At 69.3% G+C, this 13,917-nt stretch carries 10 protein-coding genes; 6 read left to right on the forward strand and 4 right to left on the reverse strand.

Translation table 11 applies throughout. The annotated features are described in order from the left end of the window. Nucleotides 1–163: 163 nt before the first annotated feature. The gene (locus F3J18_RS13335) at nucleotides 164–1,294 is read right to left on the reverse strand and encodes a porin (protein WP_166913087.1); all 1,131 of its coding nucleotides are present in this window, start codon (nucleotides 1,292–1,294) and stop codon (nucleotides 164–166) included. A gap of 382 nt (nucleotides 1,295–1,676) precedes the next feature. On the opposite strand from F3J18_RS13335, the gene F3J18_RS13340 reads away from it, so the two are divergent. Together F3J18_RS13340 and F3J18_RS13345 are read left to right on the forward strand one after the other, a co-directional pair. Beyond that, the gene (locus tag F3J18_RS13340; protein ID WP_025099880.1) at nucleotides 1,677–3,065 is read left to right on the forward strand and encodes an APC family permease; all 1,389 of its coding nucleotides are present in this window, start codon (nucleotides 1,677–1,679) and stop codon (nucleotides 3,063–3,065) included. A 98-nt stretch (nucleotides 3,066–3,163) separates the two neighbouring features. Beyond that, the gene (locus F3J18_RS13345) at nucleotides 3,164–4,318 is read left to right on the forward strand and encodes an MFS transporter (protein ID WP_025099881.1); all 1,155 of its coding nucleotides are present in this window, start codon (nucleotides 3,164–3,166) and stop codon (nucleotides 4,316–4,318) included. Between the two features lie 151 nt (nucleotides 4,319–4,469). Here F3J18_RS13345 and hisD read toward each other — a convergent pair whose 3' ends face one another. After that, nucleotides 4,470–5,756, reverse strand: a complete 1,287-nt coding sequence (gene hisD / locus F3J18_RS13350; protein ID WP_166913088.1) for a histidinol dehydrogenase — start codon at nucleotides 5,754–5,756, stop codon at nucleotides 4,470–4,472. A 455-nt stretch (nucleotides 5,757–6,211) separates the two neighbouring features. Here hisD and F3J18_RS13355 point away from each other — a divergent pair, with 455 nt between their 5' ends. From F3J18_RS13355 to F3J18_RS13365, 3 genes are all read left to right on the forward strand, one after another. Further along, a complete protein-coding gene (locus F3J18_RS13355; protein WP_166913089.1) occupies nucleotides 6,212–6,871 on the forward strand; it encodes a ThuA domain-containing protein in 660 nt (219 codons plus the stop codon). A 103-nt stretch (nucleotides 6,872–6,974) separates the two neighbouring features. Further along, nucleotides 6,975–8,762 (forward strand): thiamine pyrophosphate-binding protein, encoded by a 1,788-nt coding sequence (locus F3J18_RS13360; protein WP_025099884.1) that lies wholly within the window; start codon nucleotides 6,975–6,977, stop codon nucleotides 8,760–8,762. A gap of 13 nt (nucleotides 8,763–8,775) precedes the next feature. Next, nucleotides 8,776–10,374 carry a GMC family oxidoreductase gene (locus F3J18_RS13365; protein WP_166913090.1) on the forward strand — a complete coding sequence of 533 codons (1,599 nt, stop codon included), beginning with the start codon at nucleotides 8,776–8,778 and terminating at the stop codon, nucleotides 10,372–10,374. Nucleotides 10,375–10,479: 105 nt separating this feature from the next. Here the strand turns inward: F3J18_RS13365 and F3J18_RS13370 are convergent, their stop codons facing one another. Next, nucleotides 10,480–11,304 (reverse strand): inositol monophosphatase family protein, encoded by an 825-nt coding sequence (locus tag F3J18_RS13370; RefSeq protein ID WP_166913091.1) that lies wholly within the window; start codon nucleotides 11,302–11,304, stop codon nucleotides 10,480–10,482. 227 nt (nucleotides 11,305–11,531) lie between these two features. Between F3J18_RS13370 and F3J18_RS13375 the strand changes: the two genes are divergently transcribed. Continuing rightward, a complete protein-coding gene (locus F3J18_RS13375; protein ID WP_025099887.1) occupies nucleotides 11,532–12,359 on the forward strand; it encodes a helix-turn-helix transcriptional regulator in 828 nt (275 codons plus the stop codon). A gap of 196 nt (nucleotides 12,360–12,555) precedes the next feature. On the opposite strand, the gene F3J18_RS13380 is transcribed toward F3J18_RS13375, so the two are convergent. After that, nucleotides 12,556–13,665, reverse strand: coding sequence for a LacI family DNA-binding transcriptional regulator (locus F3J18_RS13380; RefSeq protein ID WP_166913092.1), 1,110 nt, complete (start codon nucleotides 13,663–13,665; stop codon nucleotides 12,556–12,558). Between the last annotated feature and the right edge of the window lie 252 nt (nucleotides 13,666–13,917).

Below are 13,917 nucleotides of genomic sequence, written 5' to 3' on the forward strand. Positions count from 1 at the left end.
GGCGAACGGGGCAGTGAAAGTGGCGAACGCTCGCCTCCATTGCGACGCGATCCAGGCATTGGGCTTATTTCGTCTTATACGTATAAGCTTCATGTTGGATGCTCAAAAACCTCGCGTCAATCCTGTCGAATTACCTGTTTACCCGCGGCCTGCCCGGCGGCGTTCAGAACTTGTGGCGGATCCCGGCGACCGCCAGGATCTGCGAGGACTTGCCGGCATCGACGTCGTACGAGCCGATCACCGCCTGCGCCGCGCCCGCGCCGTTGCTGCCGCTGGCGTGCTGGTAGGCGGCGCTCAGGTACAGGTCGGTGCGCTTGCTGAGCAGGTAGTCGATGCCGAGATTGGCCTGGTGGTAGGTGGCCGACGAATCGCCGCCGGATTTCGTGTAGTTGTAGCCGCCCACCAGTTCGAAGGCCGGCGTGATCATCCAGCTCGCGAACAGCGAGCCGTTGCTGAAGTGCTGGGTGGAGTGGAACTGCGAGGCCGCGTCCGCGCCGTAGCTGGTGTAGGAGAACGCCGCCCCCGCCGTGAGCGCGCCGAACACGTACTGGCCGCCGACGCGCGCGATATTGATCGAGCGCGCCGAGGCGTAGGCCGCGTTCACCGCGCTGTTGAAGAAGCTGTCCGCGCTGGTGGTGCCGCGCGCCGAACTCGCGGGATTGCCGTTGTCGACATGCAGGAAGCCACCGGCCACGCTCAGCGCCGCGCCGTTGTAGGCCACCGCGGCCGACCAGGTCTGCCCGGAGCCGCTCGCGCCGGCCACCCCGCCGAGCGCAAGCATGCCCTCGACCACGATGCCGCCCCACGATGGGCTGGTCCACTTCACCGCGTTGTTGAAGCGCACGCTGTCGTCGAAGTTGTCGATGTCGCCGGGCGGCGCGAACAGGCCGCTGTAGTTGTCGGCGGTGAGCGGCTGCAGGAGATCCGTGATCGGATCGTATTGGCGGCCGAGCGTCACCGCGCCCCAGCTCGGGCTCGCCAGGCCGGCGAAGGCCTGGCGGCTGAATTCGCGGCCATTGCTGGCGAACTGGCCCGATCCGAGATCGAAGCCGTTCTCGAGCTGGAAGTTGGCCGTGATGCCGCCGCCCAGATCCTCGACGCCCTTCACGCCCCACTGGTTGCCCGACAGGTTGCTCGAGCTGAGCCGCCACTGCGAACCCTGGCCGCCGCTGTTGTGGATGTAGGCGATGCCCGTGTCGACGATGCCGTAGAGCGTCACCGAGCTCTGCGCCCGGGCCCCGGTCGCGTAGGCCGCGATGCTGGTCGCGATCAAGCAGATGATTTGACGTTTCATGGATCCACCCCGATGAGATTGATATCGGGAGGCGATATTGATTCGTTCTGCGATGTATTTCGTCCGATCTTTCGACTCGGAACAGGCAGAGCGCCGCCTCACTTGCGTCGCAGTATTGGAGCCCAATATTTCAGGCTCAATTTCGCAGGCGCCGGATTGCGGACGCAGTTCGACGCGATCGATGCGTCGAGGAAACCCGCGCCGCCGCCAAGACGCGCACCCGCTTTCGCGGAATGCCGCCGCGCCGGGCGCAACAAAGAAGGCAGCCCGCCGCTACGGGTATACGCGTCCCGCCCGGCTATTGACACGAGGAATACGTCCGCCGAGCATTTGACTTATACGTATAAGTTTCCCTGTCTCCCGAAGTCAAAGGATGTCATCCATGGCAAACGATCTTTCCCGCCAATCGTTCCCCGAGCGGTCGATCGCGCCGGCCGGCGAGCCGGACGCGCCCCTGAACCTCAGGCGCGAGCTCAGCGTGCTCGACCTGGTCATCTACGGCATGGTCTACATGCTGCCGATCGCGCCGTTCGCGCTCTACGGCATCATCGCCAACGTCAGCCACGGCATGGTGCCGCTGGTCTACCTGGTCAGCGTGGTCGCGATGATGTTCACCGCGCGCAGCTACCAGGTGCTGAGCAAGCAGTTCCCCGTCGCCGGATCGGCCTATACCTACGCGCAGAACGGCATCGGCGATCTCGCCGGCTTCCTGGCGGGCTGGCTGGTGTTCCTCGACTACATCATCGCGCCGGGCCTGCTGGCGGTGGTCAGCGCGGTGGCGATGAACAGCCTGGTGCCGGAGATCCCGCGCTCGCTGTGGATCCTCGGCTTCGTCGGGCTCGGCACGGTGCTGAACCTGGTCGGCGTGTCGGTGACGGCCAAGGTCAACCAGGCCTTCCTGGTCGTGATGCTGGTGGTGCTGGCCGCCTTCGTCGGGGTCGGCCTGTTCGCCCTGTATGTCGGCGGCAAGGGCCACGGCGCGCTGACGCTCGGCTCGCTGTTCGATGTGCGCAGCTTCACCTGGGCGGGGCTGGGCACCGGCATCCTGATCGGCTCGACCAACTTCCTCGGCTTCGACGCGATCACCACGCTCGGCGAGGAAGTGAAGAGCCGGCAGCGCCACCTGGCCAGTTTCGCCGGCATGGCCACGCTGGTGATCACCGCCGTGCTGTTCGTGCTGCAGACCTGGATCGCCGCCGACCTGGCGCCGGGCGCGCGGCTGCTCTCGCCCGACAGCGCCTTCTACGACATCTCCGCCTATGCCGGCGGCCACTGGCTGTTCGCGCTGACCTCGATCAGCACCGCGGTGGCCTTCGGCGTGCCCTGCACCATCGTCTGCCAGATGGCGATCGCGCGAATCATCTTCGCGATGGGCCGCGACCGCCAGCTTCCCAAGGTGTTCTCGCGCCTGTCGCGCAAGTCGCGGCAGCCCTATGTGGCGAACCTGTTCGTCGCGACCGTCTCGCTGGTGATCGCGCTGGCCTTCCAGGACCGGCTCGACGACCTCGCCCTGTTCCAGAACTTCGGCGCGTTCTCCGCCTTCATCCTGGTCAACCTGTCGGTGATCGGCTATTTCCGCATCCGGCAGAAGTCGCGCGACCTCTGGAACCACCTGATCCTGCCCGCCGTCGGCTGCGCCGTGATCGTCGCGCTGATGGTCGCGATGCGCGCGGCGACGCTGAGGATGGGCCTGGTCTGGCTCGGCCTCGGCCTGGCCTACTACCTGGTGATCCGCTACCTGCTCGGCCGCCGGGTGGAACTGCGGATCTGAGCCGAGCGCCGCCATCCTCGCGCGCCGCGCGGCCGCCATCGCGGCGGCGCGGCGCGCGTGTTTTTCCCCGACCTTCCCCCAGGAGCCGCGCCACGCCGATGAGCCGTTGCACCCTCGCCCCTTCCCCCACCGCTGCCGCCTGGCAGCGTTTCTCGACCCGCGCCGGGTTCTTTTCCTTCGGCTTCATGCTGTCCTCCTGGGCCCCGCTCGCCGCGCTGGCGAAGTCGCGCATCGGGCTGGACGACAGCGCCTTCGGGCTCGCCCTGCTGTGGTTCGGGATCGGCAGCCTGATCGCCATGCCGCTCGGCAGCGCGGCCGCGAGCCGCCTGGGCTGCCGCTTCATCAACCTGGGCTTCGGCCCGCTCGCCTGCGCCTGCCTGTTCGCGCTGGCCTCGACCGACGACGCGCGGATGCTGTCGCTGAGCCTGTTCCTGTTCGGCTGCGGGATCGGCACCCTCGAATCGGCCATGAACCTGCAGGCCGCCGCCGTGCAGCGCCTGCACGCGGCGCCGCTGATGTCCGGCTTCCATGCCTGGTTCAGCATCGGCGCGATCGCCGGCTCGGCCGGCGTCAGCAGCCTGCTGTCGCTGCGGGTCCCGCCGCCGGGCGCCGTCGCCTGCGTGGCCGCGGTGATGCTCGTGCTGTGGCTGCTGGCCGGCCGGCACTTCATCGGCAGGATCGCGTCGGGCGAGCGCGCCGCGTGGCGCCTGCCGACGCGGGCGGTGGTCTGGATCGGCGTGCTCTGCTTCGTGATCTTTCTCGCCGAGGGCGCGGTGCTCGACTGGAGCGGCGTGTTCCTCACCACGCGCAAGGCCTTCAGCCCCGCGCACGCGGGTTACGGCTACGCCGCGTTCGCCGCGGCGATGGCCGTCGGCCGCCTGGGCGGCGATCGCCTCGCCGGCGCCGTCGGCGCCCGGCGGATCCTGCTGGCGGGCTCGCTGGCGGCGGGGGCGAGCCTGATCGCGCTGGTCTGGCTGGACCACTGGCTGGTGCTGATGCTGCTGTTCGCCACGCTCGGGCTGGGCCTGGCGAACCTGGTGCCGCTGCTGTTCCTGCAGATCTCGCGGCAGACGCGCATGCCGGTCGAGCTGGCGATGCCGGTGGCGGCCACCCTGGGTTATGCCGGCATGCTGGCCGGCCCGGCGATCCTCGGCTCGATCGCGCAAACGGCGGGCCTGCCGGCCGCGTTCGCGATCGTGGCGGCCCTGCTGCTCCTGGTGGCGGCGTCCTCGCGCGTCGTCACGCCCGGCTGAGTTCGAACGCGGGTGCCCGGCGCCGCACCTCGCGCCGCACCTCGCGCCGCTGCCCCGGCGTCGATGCGAAGCGTGCCCGCCATGCCGGGCGCGCCAAACGAAAAGGCACCCTCGCGGGTGCCTTGCGCTCGACGCCTGGTGCCGGCCTGCCTCAGACGGCGGCCTTGCCGAACCGGCGCACGCGGATGTCGGCCTGCTCCTGGTGGCCGGCGAATCCCTCCATCGCGCAAAGCCGCGAGCAGTATTCGCCGATCAGCACCGAAGCCTCGTCGGTCAGGACCCGCTGGTAGGTACAGGTCTTGATGAACTTGCCCACCCACAGGCCGCCCGTGTAGCGCGCCGACTTCATGGTCGGCAGCGTGTGGTTGGTGCCGATCACCTTGTCGCCATAGGACACGTTGGTGCGATCGCCGAGGAACAGCGCCCCGTAGTTGCTCATGTGCTGCAGGAAGTACAGCGGGTCGCGCGTCATCACCTGCACGTGCTCGGAGGCGATGCGATCGGCTTCCTCGACCATCTCGTCGAGGGTGTCGCACAGCACGATCTCGCCGTAGTCGCGCCAGGCCACCGACGCCACCGGCGCGGTCGGCAGCCGCGCGAGCTGGCGCTCGATTTCGGCCGGCAGGTCCTCGGCCAGGCGCTGCGAGTTGGTGAGGAACACGGTGGGCGAATTCACGCCGTGCTCGGCCTGGCCGAGCAGGTCGGCGGCGACGATCTCCACGTCGGAGGAATCGTCGGCGATCACCAGCGTCTCGGTCGGCCCCGCGATCAGGTCGATGCCGATCCTACCGAACAGCTGCCGCTTGGCCTCGGCCACATAGGCATTGCCCGGCCCGACGATCATGTCGACCGGCGCGAACTGCTCCGTGCCCAGCGCGAGCGCGGCGATCGCCTGCACGCCGCCGGCGCAGTAGATCTCGTCGGCGCCGGCCAGGTGCATGGCCGTCACGATGGCCGGATGCGGCTTGCCGCCGAACGGCGGCGCCACCGCCGCCACGCGCTTGACGCCGGCCACCTTGGCGGTCAGCACGCTCATGTGGGCCGAGGCCAGCAGCGGATACTTGCCGCCCGGGATATAGCAGCCCACCGAATTGACCGGGATGTTCCGGTGGCCCAGCACCACGCCCGGCAGGGTCTCCACCTCGACGTCGCGCAAGGCCGAGCGCTGCACCTCGGCGAAGCGGCGCACCTGGGCCTGCGCGAAGCGGATGTCCTCGATCTCGCGCGCCGACAGCGAGGCCACGCAGGCCTGGATCTGCTCGTCGCTCAGGCGGAACGCGGCAGGCTCCCAGTCGTCGAATTGTCTGGAATACTGACGAACCGCCTCGTCGCCGCGCGCGCCTACCTCGGCGATGATCTTCTCCACGGTCGCGCGGACCTGCTCCGCGATCGCCGCCTGCACTTCCACCGGCTTGCTTTTCTTCAGATACCGAATCACCCAACACCTCCGAGAGCACGTATGTCCGCCCGGCGGCCGCACGCGGCACGCCTCGGCGGAGGACTGTTCCGATCGCCAGGATCGGATGGCCGATTGTCGGTGGCCGATTCGGGGGCGGCAATTTCGCAGCCGCGGCACGATCGACGCGCGACGACGCGATCCGGCGACGCAAGCCGACGCACATCGGCACGATGCACGGCGAGCGGCAGGCGTCGCGCGCGGCGGCCGCCGGCAGCGGCGCCCGTCCCGCCAGCCTCGCGCGACGCCGCGCGAACCCAAGGCGCCCGCCCCTTTCTCGCACGTCGCACCAAAGCGCCGAGACGCATTCGCCGCGTCGGGCCGCGTCAGCACCGCCTCGCGATCGCTCGGGGTATTCCCTGCGCTTGACACCCGGGATTTGTTCTCGCAGCATAGGCGAACTTATACGTATAAGTCGTTTTGAACAGGAGCTGGACATGGCACGAGTACTACATCTCTACGGCGGCTGGCCGGGACACTTTCCCTACGAGGTCGGCGCCTGGACGCGCGAGCTGCTCGACGAGCTGGGCTGGGAGGTCGAGGCCTCCAACGACATCTTCACGCTGGATCGCGACCTGAGCGGCTTCGACCTGATCGTGATCGGCTGGAACAACGCGGTGACCACCGAGACGCTCACGCAGGCGCAGGAAAACCGCCTGCTGGCGGCGATCGAGGGCGGCACGGGCCTGGCGGCCTGGCACGGCGCGGCCGCCGCGTTCCGCGCCAGCCTGCGCTACCACATGGTGCTGGGCGGCTCCTTCATCGAGCACCCGGCCGGCGAGGGCTACCCGCATCCCTACCGGGTCGAGCTGCTCGACCGCGATCATCCGGTCACGCGCGGCGTGGCGGATTTCGAGGTGCGCTCCGAGCAGTACTACATGCAGGTCGACCCCAACAACCACGTGCTGGCCGACACCACCTTCGACGGCAAGCCCTTCCCCTGGCTGGCGGGCAAGCGCAGCCCGGTGGCCTGGGTCAGGAACTGGGGCGCCGGGCGCGTCTTCTATCACTCGATCGGCCACGACACCGGCAACCTCGCCTGCCCCCAGGTACGCCGCCTGACGCGGCAGGGGCTGCAATGGGCGGTGCGCGCCTGAAGCGGCGGCCCGCGCGGCGCGCCCCGGCCGCCGCCGGTCGATCCGCGCCGCAATTCGCACAGCAATTCGCGGCGCATCCTTTTTCTCACTTTGCGGAACCCTCATGGCGAAGCTAACTGGCAGTCAAATCGTCGCCCAGACGCTGAAGAACTACGGCGTCGACTACGTGGCCGGCATCCCCGGCCACGGCATCTGGACGCTCACCGATGCCTTCCTCGAGAAGGACTCCGAAATCCCCTTCATCCAGGTCTTCCACGAGCAGAGCGCGGTGCACCTGGCCGACGGCTACTACCGCGTCTCGGGCAAGCCGATGGCGGCGGTCACCTCGATCGGCGCGGGCGCGAGCAATACCGTGATCGGCATGGCCACCGCCTATACCGATTCCACCAGCGTGGTGCTGATCACCGGCGGGCCGCCCACCCACATGCGCGGCCACGGCCTGCTGCAGGAGCTGGAGCGCTTCGTCGACAACGACTTCCCGAAGATCGCCGAGGCCGTCTCCAAGCGTCACTGGGTGGCGCAGCGCGTCGAGGAGCTGCCCTTCATCATGCATCGCGCCTTCAGCTCGATGCTGACCGGCCGCCCGGGCCCGGTCCATATCGAAATCCCGATGGACACCCAGGCCGAGGCGGCCGAGGTGACGCTGCACAAGCTCGAGGACCGCGTGCCGGTCGGCAAGGTGTTCCCCGATCCCGCCGCCATCGCCCGGGCCGCCGAGGTGCTGCGCGATGCCCGGCGCCCGGTGATGGTGATCGGCGGCGGCGTGATCACCGGCGAGGCGGCGGCCGAGGTGCGCGCGCTCGCCGAGCACTGGCAGGTGCCGGTGGTCACCACCTGGAACGGCAAGAGCGGCTTCCCCGAGGATCACCCGCTGTTCGGCGGCAGCGTCGGCCAGACCGGCACCCTGGCCGGCAACAAGCTGGCCTCGAGCGCCGACGTGATCCTCGCGGTCGGCTGCCGCTTCACCGACTGGTCCTCCTCGAGCTACGCGAAGGGCGTGACCTTCTCGATCCCGCCGGGCAAGCTGATCCACATCGACATCGATCCGCACGAGATCGGCAAGAACTATCCGGTGACGGTCGGCATCGTGGCCGACGCGAAACACGCGCTGGCCCATCTCGTCGAGGCCTTGAAGCACGACAGCGTCCAGCGCGACGACTACCTGGCGCAGCTCGCGCAGTACCTGGCCGAGTGGGAAGCCAAGCTGGCCACGCGCCGCGACTCCGATCGCTTCCCGTTCACCTCGCAACGGCCGCTGGGCGCGCTGCGCAAGATCTTCCCGCGCGACACCATCGTGGTGGTCGGCTCGGGCAACACGCAGGGCGCGGTCAAGCAGACCTTCCCCGTCTACGAGCCGCGCACCCACCTGACCTCGGGCGGCTTCTCGTCGATGGGCTGGGCCGTGCCCGCCGCGATCGGCGCCAAGCTCGCCAGGCCGGACAGCCCGGTGGTCTGCATCCTCGGCGACGGCGACTTCCTGATGACCTCGCAGGAGATCGCGATCTGCGTGACCAACCAGTTGCCGGTGGTGTTCATCATCCAGAACAACGCGGGCTACATGTCGATCCGCGGCGGCCAGCGCAAGCAGACCAGCCGCCATATCGGCACGGAATTCAACTACCCCGACGGCCGGCCCTATTCGCCGGACTTCGAGGCGATCGGCAAGGCCTTCGGCCTGAAATCCTGGCGCGTGGACAGCAACGAGGCGCTCGAGCCGATCCTGCAGGCCGCGCTCGATTGCAACGAGCCCTGCCTGATCGAGATCCCGACCGACCGCGATGCCGCCGGGCCCTGGGTGCCGGGCTGGTGGGATTTCCCGATCCCCGCCTACATCACCGACGAGCGCCAGGACGAATACGCGCAATTCCGGCAATCGGAACAACATCTGTAAGGCCTGCAAAGCAATGAACGACGCAATTCCCGTTCATCGTCGCGGCATCGACTCTCGGGACTTCGCTCCGGTGTTCCGGCGCGAGCTCGCGAGCGTCGAGCCCGGGGCGGACGGTACCGTGAGCTGCGAGGTGGCGGTGATCGGCTCGGGCATGGGCGGCTCCACCTTCGCCCATGCCCTGGCCGGCCGCGGCCTCGACGTGCTGGTGGTCGAGCGCGGCGATTTCCTGCCGCGCGAGATCCAGAACTGGAGCGCCGAGGCCGTCTTCCGCGACGGCCGCTACCGCAATGCCGAAGCCTGGTACGACGATGCCGGCAAGCCCTTCTCGCCCGGCGTGTTCTATTACGTGGGCGGCAACACCAAGGTGTTCGGCGCCATGCTGCCGCGCTTTCGCGAGGCGGATTTCCTCGCGATCGAGCATGCCGAGGGCATCTCGCCCGCCTGGCCGATCAGCTATGCCGAGATGGAGCCGTATTACGCCGCCGCCGAGCGGCTCTATCGCGTGCATGGCCAGGCCGGCCTCGACCCGACCGAGCCGTGGCGTTCGGCGGCCTATCCGTTCCCGGCCATCGCGCACGACCCCGCGCTGCACCGGCTGGAAGCGGCCATGCGCGCGCAGGGGCTGCGGCCCTTCACGATGCCCGCCGCGCTCGACCACGGCGCGGGCCGGCCCTGCGTGCTGTGCTCGACCTGCGACGGTTATCCCTGCCTGGTGGACGCCAAGGGCGACGCGGAGTTCTCCGCCTTGCGGCCGGCCATCGAGACCGGCGGCACGCGCCTGATGGTCGGCACGCGCATCGAGCGCCTGGTGATGTCCGCGGACGGCACGCGGGTGGAGCAGGCGCTCGGCACGCGCGACGGCCGGCCGGTCAGGATCCTGGCCAAGCGCTTCGTGCTGGCATGCGGGGCCGTCAACAGCGCGGCGCTGCTGCTGCGCTCGGCGGACCACCATCATCCCGCGGGCGTGGGCAACAGCTCCGGGCTGCTCGGGCGCAACTACATGGTCCACAACAGCACCTTCACGATCGCGATGGACCCGCGCCGCGTGAACCGGGTCGGCTTCCAGAAAACCCTCGCCGTCAACGACTGGTACCTGCGCTCGGAGGCGAATGCCTTCCCGCTCGGCAACATCCAGATGCTCGGCAAGATCCGCGAGCCGATGGTGAGCGGCATGGTTCCCTGGCTGCCGAAGGCGATCTCGCGCTACATCACGGACCACAGCGTCGATCTCTACCTGACCAGCGAGGACCTGCCGGATCGCGAGAATCGCGTGAGCTACGACAGCGAGCGCGGGGCCATCCAGGTGCGCTGGCGGCCCAACAACCTGGGCGCGCATCGCGAGCTGGTGCGCCGCACCGTGGCGATGATGCGCAAGGCGGGTTACCCGCTGGTGATGACCCGGCGCATGGGGATCGCGACCAACTCGCATCAGTGCGGCACCGCCGTGATGGGCACCGACCCGGGCAGCAGCGTGCTCGATACCGGCTGCCGGCTGCACGACGTCGACAATGCCTGGATCGTCGACAGCTCGTGGTTCCCCTCGTCGGCGGCGGTCAATCCGGCGCTGACGATCGCCGCCAACGCGCTGCGCGTGGCGCGGCAGTTCGGCTGAGCGATGAAACCGCGGCCGATGCCGATGCACCGCGTCGGTCGCGCGCCCGGTTCGGGCCATGCACCGGCCGCGCGCGCGGCCGGTGCATGCAGGCCGCGCGCGAACTCAGCCGCGCATCCCGGCGGCGAGGATGTCGAGCACGGCCCGGTGCAGCAGCGGATCGGCCGCCGCCACGACATCGCCCGCGGAACGCTCGGACAGCTCGCGCCCCTGCCAGTCGGTGATGCGCCCGCCCGCGGCTTCGACCAGCGGCACGATCGGCAGGTAGTCGTGCGGGGCGAGGCCCGCTTCGACCACGAGATCGCAGCGTCCCGCCACCAGCGCCGCGTAGTTGAAGCAGTCGCCGCCGTAACGATGGGTGCCCACGTGCTCGCGCAGGCGCTGGAACGCCGCGCCTTGGCGCGGCGTGAACTTGTCGGGGGTGGTGGTGGCCATGCCGGCGAGGCGGATCTCGCCGATCCGCCTCGGGCTGGCCCAGGCGCTCGCTTGCCACGAGCACAGCCGCTGGTCCAGCGCGGGAAGCTCGATCGCGCCGAGCCAGGGGCGCCCGTCTCGCAGCACGCCGATCAGCGTGCCCCACAAGGGGCTGCCGGTGGCGAAGGCGCGCGTGCCGTCGAGCGGGTCGATGATCCAGCGCGCCGCCGCCGAGGCATCGGCGGGCAGGTCGGCCGACGCACCGCATGCCTCGCCGACCTGCTCACCGAATTCCTCGCCCAGGATCGCGTCGCGCGGATGGCGCCGGCGGACCAGCTCGCGCAGCGCCAGCTCGATCTCGCGATCCAGCGCGGTGACGGGCGAGGCATCCGCCTTGCGCTCGAAGCCGACGGGCCGCTCGAGCGCGCGCAGGGCCAGCCCGCGCGCGAGCGCGCACATCCGTTCGATGGTCTGCCGGTAGGCGGCGGTATCGACCTCGCATGCTGCGGCTGGCATCGGCGCTTCCTCCGTGGTCCGGATTGCAGTATCGGCCCGCCGCCGGGCGGTTTCAACTTCGCAAACGGCCCCTGAGCGACGCAGGAATACGCAGCGAGGCATTCACCTCGACGCACTCACCCCGACGCACTCACCCCCAAGCACGGGCCTCGCCGAACCGACGCAGCGCCCGCCCCTTTCGCCAGGCCCCGCATCCGCGGCGGCCGCCCCGCCCATCGAGCATGCCCATGGACCGCTCCCGAGACCTGGCCAACCTGGCCGCCAACCTCGCCCTGCTGGTGGCGAGCTACGATTCCGTCGCCGATTTCTGCCGGCGGCTCAACATCAACCGCCAGCAGTTCAACAAGTACCTGGCGGCGCATCACGTGCCCTCGCAGAAGGTGCTGCTGAAGATCGCCAAGTTCTTCCTGATGGAGCCCGCCGACCTGTTTCGCAATCCTGCCGATTTCCGCGGCTTCTACGAAGGGCTCGAGCACGAGCTGCCGATCGATCTCAAGGGCTCGCCGGGCCTGGCGCGCTTCCTGCCGCTGATCGAGTCGTCCACCACCTCGCTGCAGGACTTCCTCGGCGTCTATTACCGCTATCACCAGTCGTCGATCTACAAGGGCCGCGTGCTGCGCTCCGTCACCTGCCTGTACCAGCACGACGCGATGGTGGAATACGTCACCGTGGAGCGCTTCCCGCTGCTGGGGCAGGCGAACCGGGTCGGGTATTCGTTCACCTACCGCGGTTATTGCTTCCTGCTCGGCGACCGCATCTTCATGGTCGATTTCGAGGGCCGGCAGAAGAACGAGATGACCTTCTCCGTGCTCACGCCGCAGCATCGGCGCCCGATCCGCTTCCTCTACGGGCTGCTCACCGGCGTGGCCTCGTCCTCGTTCCGGCAGCCGTTCTCGACGCGGCTGGCCTTCGGCTTCGTCGAGCGCGGCCCGATCCGCAAGCGCCATCTGCGCCAGGCGACCATCCTCGCGCCCGGCGACGACTCGATACCGGTGGAGGTCGAGCAGTACCTGAGCGGGGAGCAAGCTCACGTGGTCTGGGGCGGGGAAGGCTGAGGCGCTGGGGCGGAAGTCGAGACAGGGGCCGGCCCGCGCGGCCGGCGGCGAATGACGGCCGATGTCGATCGAGGGCTGCAGGTTCGGCCAACGACGAAGCACCTCGGCGATCGCCGCCGGCATCGAGCCCCGCCGCGAATCTCGCGCGATGGCGAGAAGACGACGCGACGAGAAGACGAGACGACGAAGATCCGCCTTATCGCGCGCGCCGGCCGCGCGGCTTCGCGGCCGGCGGCGGCGCGGTGGTGGCGCGCACGATGCATTCGGTGGGGAAGATCGTCCGCTCGACCTGCTGCTCGCCGGGTGCCGCGCCGAGCAGGGCGTCGAGGATGCGGGCCGCCTCGCGTCCCTTGTCGATCAGCGGCTGCCGGATCGTGGTGAGCCCGGCGCCGGCGGCCTCGGGGATGTCGTCGAAGCCGATCACCGACAAGGCCGACGGCACCGCGATCCCGCTCTCGCGCGCCGCCTTCAGCACCGCCAGGGCCATCACGTCGGAGGTCGTCGCGATCGCGCTCAGGCCCGGCCTGGCGAGCAGTTGCGCGGCGGCCCAGTCGGCCGCGGCCTCGTCGAAACCGCCGGCCTCGACGATCGCCACCTCGCCGAAGCCGAGCCCGACCTCCTCCAGCACCGACAGATATCCCTTGAGACGCGCCGACACCACGCGCTCGGTCGAGCGCGCGAGCCGCCGCGCGCTGACCTCGCCGCGCACGCCGTCCGGGCGCAGCCGCTCCACCACGATGCCGATGCCGCGATGCCCCTGCTCCACCAGGTGGCGCATCTGCGCCCTGCCCGCCTCGAAATCGTCGATGCCGACGAAGGGCGTGCCCTCGATCAGCGGCGCGTCGACCACCACCAGCGGAATGCCCTGCCGGATCGCGACCTCGATGCCGGGGTAATGGTCGGGCAGGCTGTGCACGATCAGGCCGTCCACGAAGCCGCGCACCGCCAGGCTGGTGCCGCTGGCCGGATCGTTGGCGATCGACTTCTGCAGCGGGAACAGCGAGAGCGCCACGTTCGACTGCTCGTTGATCTCGGCGATGCCGCGCAGCAGCGCGACCGTGGAGGGATCGGTGAACGCATAGGGCAGCTCGTCCATGATCATCAGGCCGATCGCGCCGACGCGGCCCGATCGCAGGCTGCGCCCGCGCACGTTCGGGCCGGGATAACCGAGCCGCTTGGCCACGCCGAGGATGTGCTCGCGCTGCGCGTCCGAGATCTCGGAAGGTTTGTTGTAGGCATAGGACACCGCCGGCTGGGACACTCCCGCGGCCAGCGCGACGTCCTTCATCGACACTTTTCGATTCATGTAGGAATTGGGATCCTGTCGGCGCGTGCGCGCCGGATTCTGCATTCGAGGAAAGCCGCCCGGGACGACCGGGCCGCATTCGATCGGATGAATTTACATGAAAACGGGAAATTGCCGTGATTTTCGCCGGTGAAATGGCGCGAGGCGGGCCGGGACGCAGGCTCGCGACACGCCGCGCCGAACCGAGATGCGCCTTGCCCGCGCGCGGCTCGCCACCGCCGCGCTGCGCTTCGAATACCTGCTCACGCGCGC

It is taken from the genome of Burkholderia sp. Ax-1720 (assembly GCF_011753035.1).
In the GTDB taxonomy this organism is placed as follows: Bacteria; Pseudomonadota; Gammaproteobacteria; order Burkholderiales; family Burkholderiaceae; genus Burkholderia; species Burkholderia gladioli.

What these genes read in the sequence shown, in the direction of transcription:
- F3J18_RS13335 (WP_166913087.1), bottom strand. Translation starts at nt 1,294, where the DNA reads ATGAAACGTCAAATCATCTGCTTGATCGCGACCAGCATCGCGGCCTAC.
- F3J18_RS13340 (WP_025099880.1), top strand. Translation starts at nt 1,677, where the DNA reads ATGGCAAACGATCTTTCCCGCCAATCGTTCCCCGAGCGGTCGATCGCG.
- F3J18_RS13345 (WP_025099881.1), top strand. Translation starts at nt 3,164, where the DNA reads ATGAGCCGTTGCACCCTCGCCCCTTCCCCCACCGCTGCCGCCTGGCAG.
- F3J18_RS13355 (WP_166913089.1), top strand. Translation starts at nt 6,212, where the DNA reads ATGGCACGAGTACTACATCTCTACGGCGGCTGGCCGGGACACTTTCCC.
- F3J18_RS13360 (WP_025099884.1), top strand. Translation starts at nt 6,975, where the DNA reads ATGGCGAAGCTAACTGGCAGTCAAATCGTCGCCCAGACGCTGAAGAAC.
- F3J18_RS13365 (WP_166913090.1), top strand. Translation starts at nt 8,776, where the DNA reads ATGAACGACGCAATTCCCGTTCATCGTCGCGGCATCGACTCTCGGGAC.
- F3J18_RS13370 (WP_166913091.1), bottom strand. Translation starts at nt 11,304, where the DNA reads ATGCCAGCCGCAGCATGCGAGGTCGATACCGCCGCCTACCGGCAGACC.
- F3J18_RS13375 (WP_025099887.1), top strand. Translation starts at nt 11,532, where the DNA reads ATGGACCGCTCCCGAGACCTGGCCAACCTGGCCGCCAACCTCGCCCTG.
- F3J18_RS13380 (WP_166913092.1), bottom strand. Translation starts at nt 13,665, where the DNA reads ATGAATCGAAAAGTGTCGATGAAGGACGTCGCGCTGGCCGCGGGAGTG.